Source organism: Paraburkholderia hiiakae, from assembly GCF_904848665.1.
Lineage (GTDB): Bacteria > Pseudomonadota > Gammaproteobacteria > Burkholderiales > Burkholderiaceae > Paraburkholderia > Paraburkholderia hiiakae.
This window is the reverse complement of the sequence record NZ_CAJHCQ010000018.1, coordinates 61,776-84,519: the sequence shown is the minus strand read 5'-3', so window position 1 is coordinate 84,519 and position 22,744 is coordinate 61,776. Positions and strand designations below refer to the sequence as shown.

Below are 22,744 nucleotides of genomic sequence, written 5' to 3'. Positions count from 1 at the left end.
CCGGTTTGCTGCGTTCCGTTGCTCAGGCTCAGGCGCAAGTATGGGGGGAAGGGCGCGCGAAATCCACGCGCAAATTATGTCGAGTCATGTCATGCGCGCGGGGTGTGCGGCGCGCCGTTCTGGCCTGCTGGGGGACGGTTCAGCGGCAGGCGCACGACGGCTTCGAGGCCGCCGCCTTCGCGGTCGCGGAAAGTGAGCGAGCCGCCGTGCAGCCGCGCGATCCGTTCGACGATGGCAAGGCCCAGGCCCGAGCCGCCCGAATGCGTGCGGGCGTTCGCGCCGCGGCTGAAGGGGGATTTGAGGCGCTCCAGCTCTTCGGCGCGGATGCCGTTGCCGCGATCGGCAACGATCACGCAGGCGGTGTCGCCGTCGCGCCAGGTGCGAATCGTCAGACCTGTGCGCCCATAGTTCACGGCGTTCTGCATGAGATTCATCAGCAGACGCATAACGGCGATGGGCCGGAACGCGAACACCGGCAGCTGCCCTTCTTCGAAGTCGAACTCATGGCCGAGCCCCGCGAAGTCGGCAACGAGCTGTCCAGCGAGCGCGTTGAGGTCGCCCGGTTGGGGTGTTTCTCGCTCGCCGCTGCCCGCGTAGTCCATGAACTGCTGGAGGATCGTGTCGATCTGGTCCAGATAGCTCTCGGACGAGGCCACCAGCGCGTCGTTGCTGCCGCGCGGCAATGCCATCGCAATCGCGAGGCGCAGTTTCGTGAGCGGCGTGCGGATGTCGTGCGACACGCCGGCTAGCATCAGCGCGCGCGTGGCCTCGGCCTGCTTCAGCGCATCGGTCATCTGGTTGAAGGCGAGGCTGACTTGCGCGATTTCGGTCGGGCCGTTCGTTGGCAGCGGCGGTGGCGTTTCGCCAGCGCTCACGCGCCGCGCCGCGCGCGCGAGTTTGCGCAGCGGCCGGTTGAGGTGGCGCTGCAACAGGTAGCCGGTGAGCGCCGCGAGCAGCGCAAGCGCGGCGGAGAGGATCAACGCCGTGGTGATCCCGCTCGCCCGCGCGTCCGCCGTCATGGGAAGCGCCACCCATATCGGTTCGCCCGCCGCGTGAATGCGGATCCATAGACGTTCCTGCGCGGCTTCGCCATCCGCCGCGGGTTCGGCCTCGTCGTGGCTCGCGTCCCAGCGCACCAGCAGGTCGGGCGGCAGATGCCGTTGCAGCGCTTCGACGAACACATCGCGCTGCCAGGTGCGGAAAAAGTCTATGAGGCTCGGATGCGTCTCGGCAGGCGCTTGCGGCGGCGCCGTATTGCGCGTCTCGAGTCGGGCGGCCGCCGCGCGCCCTTCATCGGGCGGCATGGACGCGAGCGTGGTGTCGAGCAGCTTCACGTAATCGGCGAAGATGATCGACGCGCGCTCGATGCGCGGGCGCTGCACGAAGTGCAGAAGCACGGCGAGCGAGCAGATTTGCGAAAGCGCGACGAGCGCCACCAGCAGCGCGATGTTGCGCGAGAGCAGCGAGCGCGGCAGCCGCAGGCGCATTACGATTCGACGCCGGCCACCAGCATGTAGCCGATGCCCCAGACGGTCTTGATGAAGCGCGGTTTGGCGGGATCGTCCTCGACGATCTGGCGCAGGCGCAGGATCTGCACGTCCACGCTGCGGTCGAGCGCGTTGTGGTCTCGCCCGCGTGCGCGGGCGAGCAGATTCTCGCGGCTCACTGCGCGGTTCGGCGACGAGCCGAGCGCGTGGAGCAGCAGCATCTGCGCCGAGTGGACTTCGACGGGCGTGCCGTCGCGGAAGAGCGTTTGTTTGCCAACGTCGAACTGAAAGTCGCCGAAGCGCAGCATTTGCGAGGTGACCGTGGGTTCGCCCGAGGCCATCTTCTGGCGGCGCAGCAGTGCGCGAATGCGCGCAACCAGTTCGTCGGGAAGGAACGGCTTGGCGAGGTAGTCGTCGGCGCCCGTTTCGAGGCCGATCACCTTGTCGGCGGCGTCGCCCTTCGCGGTGAGCATGAGGATCGGCAGCGTCTGGCCCTCGGCGCGCAGGCGGCGGCAGACCGTGAGGCCGTCTTCGGGCTCCATCATGAGATCGAGCACGAGCAGGTCATAGGGCTCGCGCTGGAGCAGACGGTCGAGGCGCTTGCCGTCGGCGACGGCGCGCACCTCGAAACCCTGGCTCGCGAGAAAGCGCTGCAGCATGTTGCGCAGTTCGGCTTCGTCGTCGAGCACGATGATCCTGTTTGCCTGCTCCATGTGACGCCTCCGGCGTTCATCGGGCTGCTGCGCGCGCTCGCATGAAGTCCTCGATCTGCGCGAGGGTGATGAAGCCGGCCTTTTGCGCGTCGATTTCGTCGAAGTGCTGCGCGACCCTCGGCATGGCCGCCTGCGCCTGCTCGCGCGTGAGCTTGCCGTCGTGCGTCGTGTTCGCGGCGGCGAAGCGCTCTTGCAACTGCGCCATCATGCGTTCGACGCGCGCGTCGCCGGTTGTGGCGCTGTTCGTCGCGCCTGAACCGCCTGGCAAGGCCTGAGCAGATGCCGGCACGCAAACCGCTGCTGAAACGATACACAAAACGAGGGCAGCGATCATCTTCTTCATGGTGTTCTCCGTGAGGTGGCCGACGTAGCCTGCCGGCCGGTTGATCAAGCGAATGAGGCGGGTGAAATGAAGGGCGGCTGCCGGTCAAGCGAACGCGCAGCCGCCTTTGGTGATTCAGGCCCAGTGGGCGGGCACCCAGACGCGGCCGATCCAGTGGCCGGGAATCCACACTGCGGGGCGCGGCGCGATGTAGACGGCGCGCGGCACCGGCTGGCCTACGTAGACGACTTTGGGTGCCGGCGGGGCCACGTACACGACCTTCGGTGCGGCCGGCGCGACATAGACGGTCTTCGGTGCGGCAGGCGCGACATAAACCGTCTGCGGTACAGGCGCCGGCGCGACCACCACCGTCTTGGGCGCGGGCGGCGGCGCAGCGACGTACACCGTAGTGGTGGGCGGCGGCGTCGTCACGACAACCGGCACGGGCGCGGGAGCCGGGGCGCCCACGACGGCAACCGTCGCTCCCGCCGTCGTGACGGTGCTGCCATGCACCACCGTCGTGCCGCCCGTGGCCACCGTGCCGCCGTGGACGACGGTCGTGCCGCCGCTCGTCGTCACCACGCCGGTGCCGACGCCCGTGGCGCTGCCGGCGTGGTAGACGCTGCCGCCCTGCGTGCCGGTGACGGTGCCCGAGCGATTGCACGTGCTGCCCGCGCAGGAGGTGGATGCCGAGTGCCCGTAGCTGTTGCCGTTGCCCGTCGTGACCGTGCCCGTCGACGAGTACTGGCCCGGCGCCGTGCGCGTCACGCTTCCCGAGGTGCTCGCGCTGCGGCCATCCGAGCCGTCGAGCGAGCCGGTGTGCGCGCAGGTGCCGTTCGCGCAGCTCGTGTCGCCCGAATGCTGGACCGAGCGGCCGTTCGGACCGTAGGCCGTGCCGCTGTTGCTGAACTGCCCAGGCGCGGTGCGGGTAACGGAGCCGCTGTTGGTGGCGACGCCGCCCCAGGGACCGGCCACGCCGCCCGCGTGCGAGCAGGTGCCGCCGCCGCAGGACCCGTAGTGCGCGCCGTTGTACGTGCCGTGGGGCGTGTACGCCGTGCCGTGGCCGGACCAGCCGGCGAAGGCGGGGGCGCTGGCGAAGCCAATGATCGCGGCGACGACGAGGGGGAGCGTTTTCATCAGAGGTCCTTGCGGTTCGTTTCGGGGGCACGCTGTGGCGTGTCAGCGGAACGAACTATAGGGTTGTGCGCGGCTCAAGTCGCGTCATAAACCATGTCGCGGTGTTACACGTCGCGAGACCTTGGCTGCTGTCGCCCCGCGCACGCGGCGCGGCGGGTGCGTCGGCGTGTTTCGCGTGCCGCGCGCGTGACATATCCCGACATACTTTGCGCGTGGTTTTTCCCTCTGCGCGCCATTACAGTGCCCTTCATTCGACGCGCTGCAGGTGCTTTTTTCCGTGCAACACGCGTCTTTCTTCACCGCGCAAGACGCGCCTATTGCACACGATCCATCATGCTCACCACAGGCAAACTCGCGTTCTATGTCACGCTGTTCGTCGTTGCCGTCTCGCTGATCGAGGCATGCGTGCTCACCTTCAGGAAGCGCTGCGAAACAACAGGAAAGGCCCCCTTCGATTGGTCTGAAGTTTGGCTCTCGCTCGCCGACCTCGCGGGCCGCAAGCTCTTCGCGCTCCTGCCGCTCTCGCTCGCCACGCCTATTTTCGACTTCGCCTGGGAGCACCGCCTCTTTACACTGAATATCGACACCGTTGCGCTCGTGCTGCTGGTCTTCATCGGTCAGGAGTTCTGCTATTACTGGTATCACCGCGCGTCGCACCGCATCCGCTTCTTCTGGGCGACGCACGCCGTGCACCATTCGCCGAATCAGTTGACGCTCTCTTCGGCGTACCGGCTGGGGTGGACCGGCAAGCTCACCGGCCCGGCCATGTTCTTCACGCCGCTCGTGTGGCTCGGCGTGCGCCCCGAAGTCGTGATCGCCATTCTCTCGTTGAACCTGCTCTATCAGTTCTGGCTGCACAACACGTGGATTCCGAAGCTCGGCTGGCTCGAGTACCTGTTCAACACGCCGTCGAACCATCGCGTGCACCATGCTTCGAACGTCGATTACCTCGATGCGAACTATGGCGGAGTCCTGATCGTTTTCGATCGCCTGTTCGGCACGTATGTGCAAGAGCGCGCCGAAGAGCCGTGCCGCTACGGCCTCGTTACGCCCGTGCGCTCGCGCAATCCGTTCGTCGTCGAACTCGAACACTGGGCGACGCTCGCACGCGACGTGGTGACGGCGAAGAACATCTGGACCGCCGTGCGCTATGTGTTCCTGCCGCCGGGCTGGCGCGCGGACGGCGGCGGCGAAACCACGGAGAACCTGCGCAAGCAGCGCGCGCTCGCCACGGTGCGCACGGACGCACGACACGGATGAATGAGCGCGGGTTGATCGAAGGCCGCGCCTCGCGTAACGTGGCGCCAGTGGCGCCCGCACGAATCGCGCGGGCCGCATCGTATGCAGGTTAGTGAAGCAACGAGAGGAACAAGCACATGGAAAACGGTTTGAACGGCAAGGTGGTCGCGGTAACGGGCGGTTTTGGCAGCCTCGGTCTGACGACGGCGCAATTGCTGGCCGAACGTGGCGCCCGCGTGGCGCTGATCGGTCGGGGCGCGGCCCCCGCAGCGGTGGCGCTGCCCGCCGCGCTCGCGGGCGCGCTGTGCGTGGGCGGCGTGGATCTCGCCGACGCGCAGGCGGCACAGGCTGCGTGCGGCACGGTGCACGAGAAGCTCGGCGGCCTCGACGCGCTCGTCAACGTGGCGGGCGCGTTCAGGTGGGAAACCATCGGCGACGGCGACCCACGCACGTGGGATTTGATGTTCGATTTGAACGTGAAGACGGCGCTGAATACCTCGAAGGCCGCGCTGCCTCATCTCGTGAAGAGCGGCGCGGGGCGTGTGGTCAACATCGGCGCGGGCGCGGGGCTCAAGGCCGGGCTGGGTATGGGCGCGTATTCGGCGTCGAAGGCGGGTGTGGCGCGCTTGACGGAAGCGCTTGCGGAAGAGCTGAAGGACAAGGGCGTGACGGTGAATGCGATTTTGCCGAGCATCATCGACACGCCGCAAAACCGCGCCGACATGCCAGACGCCGATTTCACGCGCTGGGTGCAGCCGCGCGAGATCGCGACGGTGATTGCGTTCTTGCTGGGCGCTGACGCGCAGGCCATTACAGGAGCGCTGATTCCCGTGAACGGGCGCGTGTAGGCGCTATCGCCGCGCACAAGGCGCACGGGCCGGTTGAACAGGCCGGCCCCGGCGTGAGCGGTTAGTGGCCGTGGCCACCGCCCGCCGCCCCCATGCCACCGCCGCCGCCTTGCCACGTGCCGCCACCGCCTCCATGCCAGCCGCCGCCGTGCCCACCGCCGCCGTGCCAGCCGCCCCCATGGCCGCCGTGCCAGCCGTGGTGATAGCAGCATCCGCCGCCACCACCCCAAATGGCGATGCCGCCATAGCCGCCGCCGAAATAACCGGGGTAGTAGTCGTAACCGTAGGCGTACGGATAGCCTGAATAGTAGGGATAGCCGTAATCATAGCCGTAGTAGCCGGGGTAACCCGGATACGGCGCGACAGCGCAGCCCGCAAGCACCGCGGCCGCGCCAACTGCCGAAATTAGCCGCAACACGATGATCTCCGCATATCTACGTTTGAAACCATTTGGCACAGCCAGGTTCAGACGCAATTGTGTCCGCAGATTACCGCAGGGCCGCTCTCGTTGCCGTTATCGCCGATGTCAGCAAGACGACGGTCTTTACGCGCGCCGGAAGGCGGCGCGGTCGAGCAGCCAGACCGCTACGAGCGTCGCGCCCATCAGCGGAAACACGATGCCGAGCAGCACGAGAGCGGTTTTCCAGGCGCGCAGCGGCGGCGCGGCGCGCTCGCGCTGTGGCGCACCCAGCGTGCCAGATGCACCCATCATGCGCGCGGGACGGCGCACCCACCACATCGCGAAGCCGGTCACCGCGAGCGCGCCGAGGCCCAGTGAGATCGCCGCGCAGATCAGCTGGTTCGCGAGGCCAAAGTAGCGACCCATGTGCAGCGACGTCCCATACGAAATGGCTTGCGAGACTGCGCCGTAATCCTCATAGCGGATATCCCTCAGGACTGCGCCGCTGTATTGGTCGATATACACGGTGCGCTCCGCTTTCGGATCGGCCGGAAAGTACGAGACCGTGTAGACGCCATCCGGCGCGGCGGGCAGCACGATGTCGTAGCCGTCGCGCACGCCGAGATCGCGCATCTGGGCGACCACCTGAGCGAGCGTCCAGTGTCGCGGCGCGCTGGACGCGTCGGGCGAGTGCGGCACGGGAACCGCGCCGACCGCCCAGGGCACGAGCGGCAGCGGCATGTCATCCATCACCATGCCCGGCATCGACGCCATGTCGTGGCCCGCGTGCTCTCCGTGCTCCTCGCGATCGGCGTGGCTTGTGCGAGGATGCGCCGCGGCGCCGCTAGCTGCGCTTGCGGCTGCGGAGGTTGGCATAGCCGGCAACGCCGACTTCAGCGCGAGGCCGCCGCCCCAAGCGCCGCGCGGCGCGCCGAGGCTCGCGCGCGTGGCGAGCGCCTTGAACTGCTTGCCCCACGAGCCCGTCCACGGCAAGCCGCTCAGCACGAACGCGAGCGCGCCCACGGCGAGCCAGATGCCGACGCTCGCGTGAACGCTCTTCCAGAATGGCCGTCCGCTCGCGCCGAAGCGAGGCAGCAGCGCAGCGCGCCACGACGCGCCCGCGCGCGGCCACCAGAGCGCAATGCCGGTGGCGATCATCACGAGCGTCCAGCAGGCGGCCAACTCCATGAGCAACTCGCCGGGCCTGCCGAGCAGGAGCTTGCGATGCAGCATGCGGTCGACCTGCATGAAGCGGCGATCGACGTCGAGCGTGCCGAGCACCGCGCCATCGTAAGGATTCACGTAGACGCTCTCTTGGGTCCCGCCAGGCAGCGCGAAAACGAACTCGGCGCTGCGCGCGGGGTTCGACTCGACGTGTGCGCGCAGCGCACGCGCATCCGCAGGCACCGCGGCCCGCGCGCGGGCCAGCAGCGCATCCACGGGCAGGCGCGGTGTCGCTGCCGGTGCGACCACCAGCCGATGCGGGTAAAGCAGCGGTTCGATCTGCGGCTGGAAGCAGTAGATCGTGCCTGTGATGGCGAGTACGAGCAGCAAGGGCATGACGAAGAGGCCGGCGTAAAAGTGCCAGCGCCACAGCGTGCGGTAGCCGGGCTGGACCGCGCGGGTGGGCGGCGCGCTCAGCGGGTCGGATATCGTGGACATTTTGGACTCCTTGTCGAGCCAGCACGGCTCGAATGCATGGATGATTCAAACGAAATTGCGGACGGCAACCATGGCCGCGAGCGAGCCGCTCAAATGCCGAGCTTCGCTTCGAGGTAGTACGTGCGGCCGGGATACGGGTGATAGACGAAGTAGCGCGCGTCGAACAGGTTGTCGACGCCCACGCCTATCTCGCTCTTCTTCGTTGGCCGGAAGGTGTACTTCACGTCGGCGACCGTGTAGGTGCTCGTGCCGCCGAACACGTTCGGGTTCGTGTCCGTGTTGGTGAGCGTGTTGTACTGGCGCCCCGAGTAGCGCGTGGCGAGCGTGAGTGCCGAGCGCGCGTCGAAGCGGTACGTTGCGACGATATTCGCGCGCCACAGCGGAATGCGATAGAAATACTTGCCAACGCTCGCCGGGTTCTGCGCGTTCTCCAGAATCTTCGACTGCGTGTACGCCACGCTCGCCGCGAGATCGAGCCCGCGCAGCATGACGTCTTCACCCTGATAGCTCGTTTCCACGCCGCGCGAGCGCACCTTGCCGATGTTCTGGAAGTTCGTGACGTTCGGAATGACCGTCGTGTCGGTCTGGCTGAAGATCGTGTTTTTTACGTCGTCCTGAAAGAACGTCAAGCGAAATAGGCCATTCCAGTGCGCCCATTCGGCGCTCAGTTCCTTCGAGAGATCGTCCTCGGGGCGCAGGTTCGGATTGTTGTTGACGATGGATGAACCGTTCACCTGCCCCTGGAACAACTCGCTCACGGTCGGGAAGCGGTAGGCACGCGCAATCGATGCACGCAGCGTAAGGTCGTCGGTCACGTCGAACGAGAGCGAAGCCTTTGGCGAGAAGTGATGGTCGCCCACGTTTGCATAAGGCACATTCACGCTGCCGAGCGCCTGATAGCCGTCGTAGGCGCGCCAGTTTTCGTAGCGCACGCCGTACACGAACTTCCAGCGCGAGAGGAAGCGCCACGCGTCCTGTGCGTAGACCGCCTGGGTCTCGGTCTTGCCCGCGAAGGCATTGGCGAAGCTGCCCGCGCCGCCATCGCGCCACGCAAGCGTGTTGTAGGTGCGGTTGTCGAGCGCGTAGTCGTCGTAGTGATAGCCGAACGTGAGCCAGTGCGCGGCGAGGCCGGCATCGGGCGTGGCGGGCGTCCACGTTGTCTTGAGGTCGAGCGTTTTCCAGCCGGTGCCGTCGCCGAGCGTCATGACGCCGGGCCCGTTGTCAGGTCCCCCCGCGTTTGCCGTGCGCGCCACGCTGTTGCTTACGTCGTAGTACGAAGCAATGGCTTCTGCGTTCCAGCCGCTGGCCTGGTGGGTGCGCAGCGTCGCGCCATACAGCCAGTTTTCACTCCAGCCTCGGCTCGGTGCAAACGCCGCGGCGGGTATGGTGTACTCGTAGCCGCCGATCGACACCTTGCCGCTATACACGGGGTTGCCGTTGGCGTCGTAAAGGAAGGTCGACGTGGCGTTGTTGTAGGTCTGGTGCCAGTAGCCGAGCGTCACGCCGCCTTGCACAGTGGGTGTGAAATCGTACTGCATACGCAGCTTGAACTGGTCCTGCACCGTATGCTGCATGCCTTCGCCGTTCACGCCGAGCACGACCGTGGGCATGTTCGTCTGGTTGTTGTAGAAGTACGCGCCATGCACGGGCACGTCGCCGGGCTGCGCGGGTTTCGTCGACTGCGCCAGCGTGGCGAACTGCAGCGGCTGGCTCGTGTTCTCCAGGTGGTTCACGCCAAGCAAATACGAGAACTTGCCGATGCGGTCGCCGATCGAAGCGCTCATCTCGCTGCCGTTGAAGTTCTGGTTCACGCCGTAGAGGCTGAAATGCTGGGTGAACGCCTTCACGTCCGCGTTCGCCTCGAACACCTTCGGCATGCGCGTGGTGATGAGCACGGTGGCACCGAGCGAGTTGCCTGGATAGAGCGCGGAATACGGCCCATAGATCACATCCACTTGCTGGATCTGGTCGGGGAACACCATCGACCAGCGTGGCGGAAAACTGTAACTGTTGCCGAGCAAATTGGAGAGGAGCAGGCCGTCGGCATAGACGAGGCCGCGCGCGCTTTGCGTATTGCTCGTGCCGCGCACGGCGATGATCGAATTCAAGTCGCCCACGTAGCGTTTGCGCACGGCGAGATTGGGCAGGTACTTGAGCACGTCCTCGGTGTTGACGACGTTCCAGTTGCCGAATTGCGCGGGCGTGACGGTTTCCACCGTCGCCGGCAGGTTGGGGTCGACAGCTTGCGTTGCGGCGGTGCTAGTGGTGGCGCTTACCGTGACGGTGGGCAGCGTGGCGGCCGAGGTGGCGTCGGTGGCTGGCGCGTCGGCGGCATGGGCTACGTGAACGACGATGGGCGCAATGAGAGGCAGCGGCAAGACGCGCGGCAGCATGGCGAGCGCGAGGCGCCCGGCGTGCCGAAGCGCGCGCGGCGTTGCGCGTTCGCGCGAGCGAACGCCAGCGCCACGCGTGGTGAGCGTGGACATGAGGTGTTTTCCTGAAAACGGGCAACGATCCGCCGCGCGCGTCATGCGTGCTCGTTGCGCACGCAATCAGATCGCGATTGGCAGGACGATAACGGCGTGACTCAGGAAAGAACGGGTGGGGCGCGCGGCCTGCCCGAAGGGAAGGCGCCTAAGGGGATGTCGTGCGTGACGGGCGGCGCGATCGTCTCGCGCGCGAGAGCGAGTACGGCCAGAGGCTCGGGCGCGGCGACCGAAGGCATCGCTACATGATGCTCAAGCAGGTGGCAGTAGCCGCATGCGCCGAATGCATCGTCGTGCGAAAGATGCGGTGTACTGCCGGCCCCGGCCGGCTGAATGGCCGAGCAGAGCGTGGCGTCTGGCTCATGCGCGTGTTGCGCGGCGACCAACTGGCTCACGAGCGGCGCAAGCACGATGAGCCACATGGCGACGAGGCCAAGCCATGCGGTCAGCAGTGAATGCTTGCGTGAATTCATGAGAATGAGAATGATTGCGCGGCGGAGTCTAACACGGCGTTTCGCGTTTGCGCAGGCTAGCCCGCGGATCTGAGGGCGGCAATAAGCGCGGCGCGATGTCGCGGCCGTGGGCGCTTTTAGAAGGGGTTCTATGGATCGCGCGCAAGGCGCGAACGAATATCGAGGCTGTTCGATTTGACCCAGGAGCCGCCCGCAGAGGGCGGAAACGCCCATGTCTGCATTTTCTTTCCGACGCGCGCCCGGCATGCGCTGGACACCGCGCCCGCCTCAGCGTCATTCCATGGGCGACGAGCCGCAAGCGGCGGTGGGGTTCGCCCCGCTCGCGCGCGGCACGAGCGAAACGTCGTGCGGCCTCGCGCTTCCGGAGAGCTTCGCGCTGCGCCTTGGTGCGCACCGCCACGTCACGCCGCGCAACCCGGTGCGCTGCCCGCTCGAGGATACCGCGTTGCGTCAGTGGTGCGTGCGCCTGCAAAACGAGGCTTGCCCGAAGGACGCGTCCACAGAAGCGCCGGTATTCGTGAAACGCACGCGCTGAGCGCGACGCGAATATTTCGCGCTCACACGGCATCTCGGTGCGCAGCGCGCGCATTGCTTCGAGTTCTTCCACGACGGCTGCCGCTCGATCGCCCAGTTCGCCGGTCCATTCGCCCGTCAGGCACAGGGTGCCGCGCAATTCGAGGCAGGCTTCGTAGAGCATCGAGGGGCCTGGTACCGCAAGGTCGCTCCTCGTCTTCGGTTGCTTCGGTGTCCTCTTCTACTGCATTGCGGGGTCGCTCGGTCCCGGTCGCGGTTTCGCTCGAAGCCCACCCTGAGCGCTTCATATGGCGAGCCTGGTGAAAGCGTCCCGACGGGCGGCGCGTGGCATCACGCGAATCCGTGTTCGCCGGCGTAACGGATCAGATCGGCATTCGATTCGAGGTGGAGTTTGCGCATGGCCGCGCGCTTTTGTGTGGCGACGGTAGTGACCGAGCGGTTCAACCGCTTCGAGATTTCGGTGACGCTCAGGCCGAGCGCGAAGAGTCGCACCACTTCGAGCTCGCGCGGCGACAGCGGCTGGTTGCGCTGAAATTCGTCGACGGTCGAGCCTTCCTTGGCAAGGCGTTCGGCAATCCGCGCGGAAAGCGCCGTGCCCGGCTCCGCGAGCGCGCGCCGGCAGACTTCGCCGAGCGCGGGAATTGGCTCATCTTTGCCGATGAGTCCAGCCACGCCGAGTTGCGCAAGCTGGTGCAGGATGCCGCCGTTGGTGACCATCGTGAACACGATCACGGGCGTCGCGGGATAGAGCCGCCGCAAACGACTGACGAGCCGCAGGCCGTCTTCGTCTTCGACGTCGCCCTGCATCGAGAAGTCGGTGATGATCAACTCGCACTCGGTGTCGCGCAGGGCGTCGATGAGCCCTGCGCCGGTAGCGGCTTTCGCGACTACCCTGAAGCCCGGCAGGTTGTCGAGGTAATCGCTGATCGCTGTCAGCACGACCGGATGATCGTCGGCCACCACGATCCGCACATCTTGCGTTGCTTTCGTCATGGTCGTGAGCGTGCCGCCTGAAGTCGGATAAGCCGGAGGGCGAGACCTGCAGAGCCGGATTCAGCGCGCGCGTTGCTCTGTCATGGTTTGGGCCATTATAAGACAGGGATTGCTTATCGTTATCGGGGTTTGCCTACGCATGATGTAGGGCGTGGTCGTTCAGTTGGCCGCTCAGGCGGTCTCTTTGCGTGCCCCGCCTGCATGGCAATGCGCGTGAAAGCACGACACCGTGAACCGCGTGCGTGCGCCATCGGTCCCGGCGCAGTGCTGGCTGCACGTGCGCGTGGTCATCTGCACGAAACGCTGCTGCATCGGGCGGTCGGTGCCGTGGGAAGTCGTGGCGCGTGTATTGGCCGGCTGGAGCGGGGCGACTTGCGGGACGCTGGCCACATAGAAGACCAGCGAGCAGATGCCCATGGCCCCCGCGAGCGCGCCGGCCGCGGCCAGCAGCCAGAAGGCGCCGACCGGCGCCAGGCAGAGCAGGAACAGCATGGCGACGAAGCCCACGTAGATCGGCGGCAGCAGATAGACGCCGGCGCCGCTCAGGCGATTGCAGATGCGCGTGAGCATCGGCGTGCGCGGTTGTGACGATCGATCTGGCGTGCTGTGGATCATGGCGAATTTCTTCCGGGGGTTGAGGCGGGGCGCCGCTGCGGGGGGAGTCCCAACCTGCGCCTTGGCATGTCCACAATTTAGCGACGGGGGCGGCCTGCCGATATCGAACGAATTCGAAAGGCCCGACGATGTTGCGTTGCGTCGAAACGCCTGTAGCTGGGGATTTCCTTACATCTCTGTGCGAACTCGATGCCCGCTGCATGGTCCTATACCCCCAAGGATGAGCGGTCATGGCCGCCGCAGCCGGCCGGGCACACGTGCGGCCGGGTGTCCACGCGCCAGATTGCGGGTTTGCCCCGGCGACGGCCATGCGCGCTATCCTGTAGCGCTTTGCGCGCGGCCGGATGTCCACGATCGGGCCGGCGCGGACATTCGAAGTCCCATTTGCACAGGAACCCTCTCATGCGCCGACGTCAATTTCTTCTCAGCTCCAGTGCCGCTCTCGCCGCCAGCGGCCTCGCGCTTGCCGGCTGCACGACAACGCCGCCTGGCTCGCAGAACAGCGCTTCGCAGAACACGGCGAAGCGCAATTCGATCGACGCGGGCGTCGACGCCACGCTCACACGCCTTTACAACACGGTGAGCGGGTCGCAGGAACTGATCTCGAAGTCGAGCGGCGTGCTCGTCTTTCCGCAGGTTCTATCGGCGGGCTTCTGGATCGGCGGGCAGTACGGCACCGGCGCGCTGCGCGTGGATGGCCGCACGACGGGCTACTACAGCACCATTGCGGGCTCGTTCGGTTTGCAGATCGGCGCGCAGTCCAAGGCCATCATCTTCGCGTTCATGAACCCGGTCGCGCTCAACGATTTCACGGGCAGCCAGGGCTGGTCGGCCGGCGCGGATGCCACGGTTGCGCTCGTCACGGTGGGCGCGAACGGCAACGTCGATACCTCGACCGCTACGAGCCCCGTGGAGGCGTTCGTGCTGACCAATGCGGGCCTCATGGCCGGGGTATCGCTGGAAGGCGTGAAGGTGTCGCGGCTCGTAATTTGACGCCGCGAGCAGGCAAGACAGGAGGCACACATGGCGACGCCCACGTATCGCCGTAAACACAAGATTCACTTCTCGGAATGCGATCCCGCCGGCATCGTGTTCTATCCGCAGTATTTCGTCCTCTTCAACGATCTCGTCGAGTCGTGGATTGACGAGTTGCTGCCGCAAGAGGGCTATCACGGCGTGATAGGCGAGCGCCGCGTGGGTATGCCGACCGTGCGGCTCGAAGTGGATTTCAAGGCGGTGAGCAAAATGGGCGACGAGGTCTGGCTTTCGCTCGACGTCGAGCGCCTCGGCGGGGCGTCGCTCACGCTCGCGTGGGCCTGCACGGGCGTGGACGGCGTGCTGCGCATGGCGGCACGCCAGACCATCGTCACCACTTCGCTCGACACTCACAAGTCGATTGGCATTCCTGAGGACATTCGCGATGCAATCGCGCGGGCGATGGAGTTCGCCGCGCGCGAATAGTCACCGGGCCATGTTCAGGCCGCAGCGCCGAGCGCGGCCTGCAACGTGACAAAGGTATTTTCGTCGGTGCGTTCGAAATGCAGCGGCGTGACCGAAACGCGGCCGGAGTTCACCACGGTTGTTTCGCTGTCGGGCCCGTTTTCGCGCGGGCCGCGATTGAAGCGCAGCCAGTGGTAATCCATGCCGCGCGGGTCGATCTGCGGCACGACGTCGATACCTTGCACCAGCCCCACGCCCTGTCGCGTGACCGTGAGCGGTCCCGCCGCACTCGCGTCGATATCGGGGAAATTCACGTTCAGGCAGACGGGCGCGTCGTGCGCCACGGCGGCGAGGCGGCGAATCACGTCCGGCGCGAGCGCGCGGGCGGTGTCCCAACGCACGCGTTCGCGGTCACGGAAGGTCTGGCTCAAAGCGATGGACGGCAGGCCGAGCAAAAGGCCTGTCATGGCTGCGCCTACCGTGCCGGAGAACATCGTCTCCACACCAAGGTTGCCGCCGCGGTTGATGCCCGAGAGCACCAGCGAAGGGCGCACATCGCCCATGAGCTGGCGCACCGCCATCACCACGCAATCGCCCGGCGTGCCGAGCACGCCGAAGCGTCGCTCGCCGCGCCGGGAGACGCGCAGCGGCGTATGCAGGCTGATCGAGTGCGAGGTGCCGCTCTGGTCGTGTTCCGGCGCGACGACCCAGACTTCGTGCGCGAGTTCGGCGGCCACGGCTTCGAGCACGGCGAGGCCGGGCGCGTCGATGCCATCGTCGTTGGTAAGGAGCACGCAGGGCAGTTTCGTATCGGTTGCGGTCATGGCTGGCTCTTCTTCGTTGCAGGGTCGGGGAAAGGGCCATTATTCCAGAGTGCGTTCCGTACGGCTGCGCTGGGGCACTTTTAAAAGGGATTCGTAGCGTATCCGATATAGACTAGCGCGTCGGCGCCATGAGGCGCGCCCTGCTGTGAGGAGAAGTACGTGAAGCCGCAAGACGTGAAGCCGCAACTTATGCCGGACCTGGCCCGCATCCTGTTCGTTGTCGCCATACTCTGCGCACTGACGATCGGCAGCCTCTACGTCATGCGCCCGTTCCTCCCGGGACTGATCTGGGCGACGACGATCGTCGTCGCGACCTGGCCTGCCATGAAAGCCATCGAGCGGCGCTGCGGCAACCGCCGCTGGCTCGCCACGCTCGTGATGCTGCTCATTCTTCTGTTCGTGATCGTGCTGCCGCTCTATGAAGCCATCTCGACGCTCGCGTTGCACGGCGGCGAGATCATGGAGCTGATCCGCAAGCTGCCCGACTATGCGCTGACGGCGCCGCCGCAGTGGGTCAGCGACATTCCCGTGGTTGGCGCTCGCATTGCCGGCAAGTGGCAGGAGTTTTCGGACGCCGGCCCAGGCGGCCTGCTCGCGCAACTCGAACCGTACGTTTCGATCGCAGCGCACTGGTTGATCGGCCATGCCGCCTCGGTGGGCGTGTTTGTCATGCACATGTTCATCACGGTCATCATCACGGGCATTCTGTACAGCAACGGCGAGCATGCCGCCGACTATGTCACGCGCTTCGCCATTCGCGTGGCTCCCGCCCAGGGCGAGCAGGCCGTCAAGCTCGCGGGCGCTTCGGTTCGCGCGGTGGCGCTCGGCATCGTCGTGACGGCGATCCTGCAGTCGGCGCTCGGCGGCATCGGCCTGTGGGTGGCCGGGGTGCCGGGAGCGGGCGTGCTCACCGCCGTGATGCTCATGCTTTGTCTCGCGCAGATCGGCCCGACGCTGCCGCTGCTCGGCGGCGTCATCTGGCTGTTCGTGCATGACGCGCATATCGCGGGCATCCTGCTCGCGGTGTGGTCCGTGATGGTCGCCATGCTCGACAACCTCGTGCGTCCGGTGCTGATCCGGCGCGGCGTCAATCTGTCGATGCTGCTGATTCTCTCCGGCGTGCTCGGCGGCTTGTTCGCCTTCGGGATCGTCGGGCTCTTCATCGGGCCGGTGATCCTCGCCGTTTCGTCCACCTTGCTGACTGCATGGATACGCGACCCGGCGGCGCAAGCCCGCGATGCAGCCAACCCGGCAGCGCGCCAGGACGTTTGACGCCGCGCGAGGCAACGCCATCGATTAGCAAACGTCTCCTCTTGACGACGCGCAGTTCGATTCGACGTTACGATGACGTCTGAACTTCGCTTCGGCATTCGTTAGCGCATTCATGCGGCACTCGCGTGGGCATGCCTCGTGCCATTCCTGGTCGCGGGCGGCGCACGCGCTGCGCACAGCTTCCAAGGAGACGAAATGGCTCAGTTCAACTGCGATATCTGCGGCGTGCGCCCCGCGACGGTGCGGGTCGCCGTATTGCAGGACGGCAGGCGGCGTTTTCTCGATGTCTGCGACTATCACTACGCGCAGCTCACGCGGCATCAGCGCACGTTGAGCCCGCTGGAGGCGTTGTTTCGCGCCTCGCAGCAGGCAGACGGCGCAGGCGATACCGGCGACGCGGCGGGCGAGCCCCCGCCGCAGGCGATGGAAGCGAGCGACGGCGCCATCGTCGAGCGCTATTTCAGCGACGTGGCGCGCGAATTGCTGCAGCGCGCGGCGGAGCGGGCGGTGCAGTTCGGGCGGCGCGAGGTCGACACGGAGCATCTGCTTTACGAACTCGCGGGCAACGACGCCGGCGCGGCGATCCTCAAGCGTCTCGGCATTCAGCCCGACGATGTGCGCGCGTTCATCGACGCCAATGCGCAGAAGCGCGAAGGCACGACTGTTCCCGAGGACACCCGCATCGGCGTCTCGCCACGCCTGAAGGGCGCGCTCGATCGCGCATTTCTCGTCTCGCGCGAACTGGGTCACAGCTACGTCGCGCCCGAGCATTTGCTCTTCGGCCTCACGCAGGTGCCGGAAAGTTTTGCGGGCCATTTGCTCGGCCGCTACGGCGTCACGCCTCAGAAGGTGCTGCAGCGGCTCGTGGAGGCCCAGGGCGACAAGCGCGAGCGTCCCGCCGCGAATGGCCCGAGCACGACGCCGCAGCTCGATCAATACAGCCGCGACCTCACGGCGCTTGCGAGCGAAGGCAAGCTCGACCCTGTGATCGGACGTTCGAGCGAGATCGAGACCGTGGTGGAGGTGCTCGCGCGCCGGCGCAAGAACAACCCGGTGCTGATCGGCGAACCGGGCGTGGGCAAGACGGCGATCGCCGAAGGCCTCGCGCAACGCATGCTCAACGGCGACGTGCCCGAATCGCTGCGCGGGCGGCGGCTCGTCGAGCTGAACGTCAACGGTCTGATTGCGGGCGCGAAGTATCGCGGCGAATTCGAAGAGCGCGTGAAAGGCGTGATGGAGGAAATCTCGGCGCAGCGCGAGAGCCTCGTGCTTTTCATCGACGAAGTGCACATGATTGTCGGCGCGGGCCAGGGCGGCGGCGAAGGCGGCCTCGACATCGCCAACGTCTTCAAGCCGGCCATGGCGCGCGGCGAGCTGAACCTGATCGGTGCTACGACGCTCTCGGAGTACCAGAAGTACATCGAGAAGGACGCGGCGCTCGAGCGGCGCTTTCAGCCTGTGTTCGTCTCCGAGCCGAGCGTCGATCAGACGATCAATATCCTGCGCGGTTTGCGCGACAAGCTCGAGGTGCATCACCACGTCACCATTCGCGACGACGCGCTCGTTTCGGCGGCCGAGCTATCGGACCGTTACGTGATGGGGCGCTTCCTGCCCGACAAGGCGATCGATCTGGTCGATCAGGCGGCGGCGCGCGTGCATCTTTCGGCCACTTCGCGGCCCGCGGCGATTCTCGAACTCGAGGCGGAACTGGCGCAGTTGCGGCGCGAGCAGGACTACGCGGCGACGCGCAAGAATTTCGAGCGAGCGCACACGCTGGACGAGCCGATCGCCGACAAGGAAAAGGCGCTCGCGCAGGCCACCAATGACTGGAAAGGTCAGCTCGGCACCGTGACCTCGGACGTGACGAGCGAAGATGTCGCGGAGATCGTCTCGAAGCTCACGGGCGTGCCGGTCACGCAGCTGACCGCCGAAGAGCGCTCGCGACTGCTCGAAATGGAAAAGCGGCTGCATGAGCGCGTGATCGGCCAGGAGCAGGCCATCGTCGCGGTAAGCGACGCGGTGCGCCGCTCGCGCGCCGGGCTGCGGCGCGGGCGGCGGCCCACGGCGGTGTTCCTGTTCCTCGGGCCGACTGGCGTCGGCAAGACAGAGCTTGCGAAGGCGTTGGCCGAAGTGGTGTTCGGCGACGAGGACGCCATCGTGCGCATCGACATGAGCGAGTACATGGAGCGTCATGCGGTGTCGCGGCTGATCGGCTCGCCACCGGGGTATGTCGGCTATGACGAAGGCGGGCAGCTGACCGAGAAGGTCCGCCGCCGCCCCTATTGCGTGATCCTGCTCGACGAGATCGAGAAAGCTCACTCCGACGTCTACAACGTGCTGCTGCAGGTGTTCGACGACGGGCGGCTCACCGACGGCAAGGGGCGCGTGGTCGACTTCAGCAATACGGTCGTGATCGCGACGAGCAATCTCGGCTCCGACGTGGTCTCGGGGCAGAAGCGCTCGGGGCCGGGTTTCCTCTCTAGTGCCGAAGGGTCGATGCAGGGTGCCGTGATGGGCGAGTTGCGCCAGCACTTCCGGCCGGAATTCCTGAATCGTATCGACGAGATCATCTTGTTCCAGCCGCTCAGCAGCGACGAACTGCGCTCGATCGTGCGTCTGCAACTCGAGCAGGTCCGGCGCATGGCGCGTAGCCAGGACATCGACCTGACGTTCGACGACAGCGTGATCGATTACCTCGCGGTGGATGGGTATCGGCCGGAGTTCGGTGCGCGCGAGTTGAAGCGCAAGATGCAGCAGGCGGTGGAGAACGAACTGGCGAAGGAAATGCTCAAAGGCGGTGTAAAGGAGGGCGCCAAAGTCGTGTGCCGCTACGACGCGGCGGACAAACGCATGGCGTTCGCGTTGCAGGAGTCGGGCAAGAGCTGATGCAGGCGGCCGGGGCGTCGATGACCGTGCTCGCGCGCCTAGCGCACGAGCTTCGGGCGTGAGACGGGTTTGACGCCCGGCCGTTCGACGGCCCGACGGATCTTTGCGAGCAGATCGCCCTCGTGGAATCGCCGGTCCTCCGAGAAGCGCTCGGCGACCGTGAGATAGGCGTCGTGCAGGCGCGCCATGATCTCCTCGCTTTCGGTCTGGCGCAGGTCGAGGCGCCGGGCAAAGGCATGGAGTTCCGCAGGCAGCGGGAAAGTCTTGCTGCGGTTGAGGCTCAGCGCCATGCGCCCGTCGAGATCCGGATAGATGTCCGTGCAGACCACATCGAACACCGGAGCAAGACGGCGCGGCCCGGTCGGATCGATATAGAGGATTCCCAGGTTCTTCATGTGGGCATCGCCGTCGCGTAACAGGCACGAGAGGGTGATGCGCTCGAAAAGGCGGCGTTTTTGCGCCGGGTCCGAACGCGTATAGATGTCCACGGCCTTCGCGATCATCTCGTAGCTGCCCTCGTACTTGGCTTTGCCGGTGAGCACGCTCATGTCCTCGAATCCAAGTGGCGTGCCGTTCGGCTCGCGGTCGAAGCGTGACATCACGAAGAGCTTGCCGTCTTCGGAAAGCCAGAAGTCGGGAACTTCGAGCGCCGCCTCCTTCGCCACCGACATGCAGAAGTATTCGTTGCGCGCGAGCCCGGGAAAGTCATCGCCTTCCGCCTTCACGATCACCGTGGGCAGGGGCAGCGCCGTGTGTTCCGCGGGGCGCGAGGCGGTTTCAGCGGCGAGCGGAACCACTGCCTTTGGCTGCACGCCGGAGATGCCCGAACCGAGCGCATAGCGGTCGATCAGGCGCTCGAACAGCCGGCCCGATGGCGAGGAAAGCAATTCGTCCAGACGCTCCCCTTCGCTCTGCGGCACGCGCTCGCCCGGCACGGAATACGTGAGCCGTCCGATCTGATTGGTACCGGCGAGAAAGAGCAGAAACATGTCGCTTGGCGCGCCGTAACGCGCGAGCCGCTCTTCGATGACGAAGCGCAGGTAGCCCTCTGGCCGGTTCATCGCGAAGATGCCCATCAGGTCGCCGCTCGCATAACTCTGGCGCCGCACCGGCATGGTGAGCGATATGGCGGCCGTGTCCGGCACGTCGCCGTAATTGAAGACGAAGCGGCTTTCGCGCGCGAGCAGACCGCTCGGGCCCTGCGGTGTGTGGACTTCCAGATTGCGAATTTCGCGCAGGAGCCGCTCGAGGTCGAATGAAGCGTCGGCGGTCATTCGTCGTCCCTGAATATGTCGTTCAGGTCCTCGAGGATGACGGTGTCCATGGGGCGAAGCACGACTTCATAGCCGAGCGCGTTTGCGAGGCGGCAGAGCTCACGTATGCCGACGTTGCCTGCGTGTTCAGCGTTCGTGACCGTGCGGCGGGCGACGCCCGCCTGCTCAGCCAGTGCCAGCTGGGTCAGCTTGCGCTCGCGGCGCGTCGCGCGCAGGTCTTCGGACAGGCGCTCGACATTGGAAATCGAGAGGTTCGCGGTTTTTTTGCGCATCATGCTGCGCATTATAGGTCGAGTTCAGCCATTTTGCGCATGATTATGCGCATCGAGGCGATGTAGGCTTCGTTCCAGGAAATGCGCACAATATTGCTCAAAAGTGCAGTCAGACCGCCAATATGCGCAAAATTGTGCGTATCTTTTCAGGCGGCCGGTGGTTCGAAAGCGTTAAAAAGCCAAAGGTTTACGTAGTATTCCTTTCGCCTCACATCGACCGCAACGCCGAGCGCTTGAGCTTACCGGTCTCGGTGCGCGGCAATGCGTCGATAAACGCGATCAAGCGCGGATACTTGTACGCCGCCACGGCGTTCTTCACGAAGTTCTGCAACTCGGAGACCAGGGCGTCGCTAGCGCTGAAGCCAGGGCGCAAGACGACGAACGCCTTCACCACCTGGCCACGCAGTTCGTCGGGCACGCCGGTTACGCCGCACTCGGCCACGGCGGGGTGCTGCATGAGTACGGTCTCGATTTCGGGCCCCGCGATGTTGTAGCCCGACGAAACGATCATGTCGTCGGAGCGGGCCTGATAGTACACATAGCCGTCAGCGTCGATGGAAACGGCGTCGCCGGGCAGGTTCCAGCCGCCGCGTACGAACACCGCCTGGCGTTCGTCGGCGAGGTAGCGGCAGCCGGTCGGGCCACGCACGGCGAGATTGCCCGTCACGCCGGGGGGCACCGGCTGCAGGTCATTGTCCAGCGCCTGCACGACGTAGCCGGGCACGGCGCGACCGATCGAGCCGGGGCGCACATCGGCGCCCGCGGACGAGACGAAGATATGGATCAGCTCGGTGCCGCCAATGCCGTCGATCATCTCGATGCCCGTCGCGTCGCGCCACAGGTCGCGCGTGGCCTGCGGCAGCGCCTCGCCGGCGGATACCGTCTTGCGCAGGCTGGAAAGATCGTACTGCGTGACAAGTGCTGCCATCTGCCGGTAGAACGTAGGCGCGGTGAAGACGATCGTCGCGTGAAAACGCTGGATCGTGTCGAGCAGCAGCGCCGGCGTGAGCTTTTCGATCAGCACTGTCGACGCGCCGACACGCATCGGAAAACACAGCAGCCCTCCCAGCCCGAACGTGAACGCGAGCGGCGGCGTGCCACAGAACACGTCCTCGGCCGTGTGCTTCAGGATGTGGCGCGGGAACAGGTCGCACATCGCGATCACGTCGCGGTGAAAGTGCATGCAGCCCTTAGGCATGCCCGTCGTGCCGCTCGTGAAGGCGATCAGGCAGACGTCGTCGCTGGCTGTGTCGCACGCCGTGAAGTCCGCTGGCTTGCCTGCTGCGAGCGCTTCCAGGGTGCCAGGCGAGTCGTCGTGGAAATAGCAAACCTGCTTTATGCCTTCGCAAAAGAATTCGTCGGCGGGGTCCATGCAGCGCGCGAGTTCTTCGGTGAGGCGCACGTCGCACAACGCCGCGCAAACCTGCGCCTTGGCTGCAATCTGCTTGAGTTCCTTCGCGCGCAGCAGCGGCATGGTGGGAATCACCACGAGACCTGCCTTGAGCGACGCGAGGAACGCCACCGCCATCTGCAGCGTGTTCGGCCCGCGCAACAGCACGCGATTTCCCGGCTGCAACCTCATGTCTTCCACTAGCACGCGGGCGCTGCGATTGACGAGCGCGAGCAGCTCGGCATACGTGGTCGCTTGCGGCTTGCCGTCGATGTCCGACCAGATGGCCGGGCGCTCGCCGTGCCCGGCCTCGATCGCACGGTCCAGCAACTCGACGGCGCAATTCATGCGCGCGGGGTAGGCGACGTCGGGATTGTCGAGCAGCATGTCGGGCCAATGCGACTCGGGCGGCAGATGATCGCGTGCGAACGTATCGACATGGGCGGTGGGTTGCATGGCGTCTCCGGCTGTCTATTT

21 protein-coding genes are annotated in these 22,744 nt (G+C 65.8%); 7 read left to right on the top strand and 14 right to left on the bottom strand.

The window, feature by feature from the left end:
* Window positions 1-89: 89 nt before the first annotated feature.
* The 4 genes from JMY28_RS28480 to JMY28_RS28465 form a co-directional block, all read right to left on the bottom strand.
* Window positions 90-1,487 carry an ATP-binding protein gene (locus JMY28_RS28480; protein WP_201699244.1) on the bottom strand — a complete coding sequence of 466 codons (1,398 nt, stop codon included), beginning with the start codon at window positions 1,485-1,487 and terminating at the stop codon, window positions 90-92.
* Window positions 1,487-2,200, bottom strand: coding sequence for a response regulator (locus tag JMY28_RS28475; RefSeq protein ID WP_201699243.1), 714 nt, complete (start codon window positions 2,198-2,200; stop codon window positions 1,487-1,489). The genes JMY28_RS28480 and JMY28_RS28475 overlap by 1 nt, the downstream gene beginning before the upstream one ends.
* A gap of 16 nt (window positions 2,201-2,216) precedes the next feature.
* On the bottom strand, window positions 2,217-2,543 hold the full coding sequence (locus JMY28_RS28470; RefSeq protein WP_201699242.1) for an EF-hand domain-containing protein: 327 nt from the start codon (window positions 2,541-2,543) through the stop codon (window positions 2,217-2,219).
* A gap of 114 nt (window positions 2,544-2,657) precedes the next feature.
* On the bottom strand, window positions 2,658-3,659 hold the full coding sequence (locus JMY28_RS28465; RefSeq protein ID WP_201699241.1) for a hypothetical protein: 1,002 nt from the start codon (window positions 3,657-3,659) through the stop codon (window positions 2,658-2,660).
* 333 nt (window positions 3,660-3,992) lie between these two features.
* On the opposite strand from JMY28_RS28465, the gene JMY28_RS28460 reads away from it, so the two are divergent.
* Both JMY28_RS28460 and JMY28_RS28455 read left to right on the top strand, forming a co-directional pair.
* Window positions 3,993-4,919 carry a sterol desaturase family protein gene (locus JMY28_RS28460; protein WP_201699240.1) on the top strand — a complete coding sequence of 309 codons (927 nt, stop codon included), beginning with the start codon at window positions 3,993-3,995 and terminating at the stop codon, window positions 4,917-4,919.
* Between the two features lie 116 nt (window positions 4,920-5,035).
* Complete coding sequence (locus JMY28_RS28455; protein WP_201699239.1) at window positions 5,036-5,746, top strand: SDR family NAD(P)-dependent oxidoreductase; 711 nt, start codon at window positions 5,036-5,038, stop codon at window positions 5,744-5,746.
* 61 nt (window positions 5,747-5,807) lie between these two features.
* Here the strand turns inward: JMY28_RS28455 and JMY28_RS28450 are convergent, their stop codons facing one another.
* From JMY28_RS28450 to JMY28_RS28435, 4 genes are all read right to left on the bottom strand, one after another.
* Window positions 5,808-6,164 (bottom strand): hypothetical protein, encoded by a 357-nt coding sequence (locus JMY28_RS28450; protein WP_201699238.1) that lies wholly within the window; start codon window positions 6,162-6,164, stop codon window positions 5,808-5,810.
* 126 nt (window positions 6,165-6,290) lie between these two features.
* Window positions 6,291-7,808, bottom strand: coding sequence for a PepSY-associated TM helix domain-containing protein (locus tag JMY28_RS28445; protein ID WP_201699237.1), 1,518 nt, complete (start codon window positions 7,806-7,808; stop codon window positions 6,291-6,293).
* An 89-nt stretch (window positions 7,809-7,897) separates the two neighbouring features.
* On the bottom strand, window positions 7,898-10,201 hold the full coding sequence (locus tag JMY28_RS28440) for a TonB-dependent receptor (RefSeq protein WP_201699328.1): 2,304 nt from the start codon (window positions 10,199-10,201) through the stop codon (window positions 7,898-7,900).
* Between the two features lie 194 nt (window positions 10,202-10,395).
* Window positions 10,396-10,767 carry a DUF2946 domain-containing protein gene (locus tag JMY28_RS28435; RefSeq protein ID WP_201699236.1) on the bottom strand — a complete coding sequence of 124 codons (372 nt, stop codon included), beginning with the start codon at window positions 10,765-10,767 and terminating at the stop codon, window positions 10,396-10,398.
* Between the two features lie 211 nt (window positions 10,768-10,978).
* Here JMY28_RS28435 and JMY28_RS28430 point away from each other — a divergent pair, with 211 nt between their 5' ends.
* The gene (locus JMY28_RS28430) at window positions 10,979-11,302 is read left to right on the top strand and encodes a hypothetical protein (RefSeq protein ID WP_201699235.1); all 324 of its coding nucleotides are present in this window, start codon (window positions 10,979-10,981) and stop codon (window positions 11,300-11,302) included.
* 329 nt (window positions 11,303-11,631) lie between these two features.
* Here JMY28_RS28430 and JMY28_RS28425 read toward each other — a convergent pair whose 3' ends face one another.
* Both JMY28_RS28425 and JMY28_RS28420 read right to left on the bottom strand, forming a co-directional pair.
* Window positions 11,632-12,294, bottom strand: a complete 663-nt coding sequence (locus JMY28_RS28425; protein ID WP_201699234.1) for a response regulator transcription factor — start codon at window positions 12,292-12,294, stop codon at window positions 11,632-11,634.
* A 171-nt stretch (window positions 12,295-12,465) separates the two neighbouring features.
* Window positions 12,466-12,909 (bottom strand): hypothetical protein, encoded by a 444-nt coding sequence (locus tag JMY28_RS28420; protein ID WP_201699233.1) that lies wholly within the window; start codon window positions 12,907-12,909, stop codon window positions 12,466-12,468.
* A gap of 402 nt (window positions 12,910-13,311) precedes the next feature.
* On the opposite strand from JMY28_RS28420, the gene JMY28_RS28415 reads away from it, so the two are divergent.
* Entirely contained in the window at window positions 13,312-13,902 is a 591-nt protein-coding gene (locus JMY28_RS28415; protein ID WP_201699232.1) for a BPSL1445 family SYLF domain-containing lipoprotein, read from the top strand.
* Between the two features lie 30 nt (window positions 13,903-13,932).
* Window positions 13,933-14,370, top strand: a complete 438-nt coding sequence (locus JMY28_RS28410; protein ID WP_201699231.1) for an acyl-CoA thioesterase — start codon at window positions 13,933-13,935, stop codon at window positions 14,368-14,370.
* A gap of 14 nt (window positions 14,371-14,384) precedes the next feature.
* On the opposite strand, the gene surE is transcribed toward JMY28_RS28410, so the two are convergent.
* Window positions 14,385-15,173 carry a 5'/3'-nucleotidase SurE gene (gene surE, locus JMY28_RS28405; protein WP_201699230.1) on the bottom strand — a complete coding sequence of 263 codons (789 nt, stop codon included), beginning with the start codon at window positions 15,171-15,173 and terminating at the stop codon, window positions 14,385-14,387.
* 189 nt (window positions 15,174-15,362) lie between these two features.
* Between surE and ydiK the strand changes: the two genes are divergently transcribed.
* Entirely contained in the window at window positions 15,363-16,445 is a 1,083-nt protein-coding gene (ydiK, locus tag JMY28_RS28400; RefSeq protein WP_201699327.1) for an AI-2E family transporter YdiK, read from the top strand.
* 195 nt (window positions 16,446-16,640) lie between these two features.
* Window positions 16,641-19,331, top strand: a complete 2,691-nt coding sequence (locus JMY28_RS28395; protein ID WP_328809473.1) for an ATP-dependent Clp protease ATP-binding subunit — start codon at window positions 16,641-16,643, stop codon at window positions 19,329-19,331.
* A 38-nt stretch (window positions 19,332-19,369) separates the two neighbouring features.
* Here the strand turns inward: JMY28_RS28395 and JMY28_RS28390 are convergent, their stop codons facing one another.
* The 3 genes from JMY28_RS28390 to JMY28_RS28380 form a co-directional block, all read right to left on the bottom strand.
* A complete protein-coding gene (locus JMY28_RS28390) occupies window positions 19,370-20,605 on the bottom strand; it encodes a type II toxin-antitoxin system HipA family toxin (RefSeq protein WP_201699229.1) in 1,236 nt (411 codons plus the stop codon).
* The gene (locus tag JMY28_RS28385; RefSeq protein ID WP_201699228.1) at window positions 20,602-20,880 is read right to left on the bottom strand and encodes a helix-turn-helix domain-containing protein; all 279 of its coding nucleotides are present in this window, start codon (window positions 20,878-20,880) and stop codon (window positions 20,602-20,604) included. Before JMY28_RS28385 ends, JMY28_RS28390 begins: the two co-directional genes overlap by 4 nt.
* Window positions 20,881-21,085: 205 nt before the next feature.
* Window positions 21,086-22,723 (bottom strand): AMP-binding protein, encoded by a 1,638-nt coding sequence (locus JMY28_RS28380; protein WP_201699227.1) that lies wholly within the window; start codon window positions 22,721-22,723, stop codon window positions 21,086-21,088.
* Window positions 22,724-22,744 lie beyond the last annotated feature (21 nt).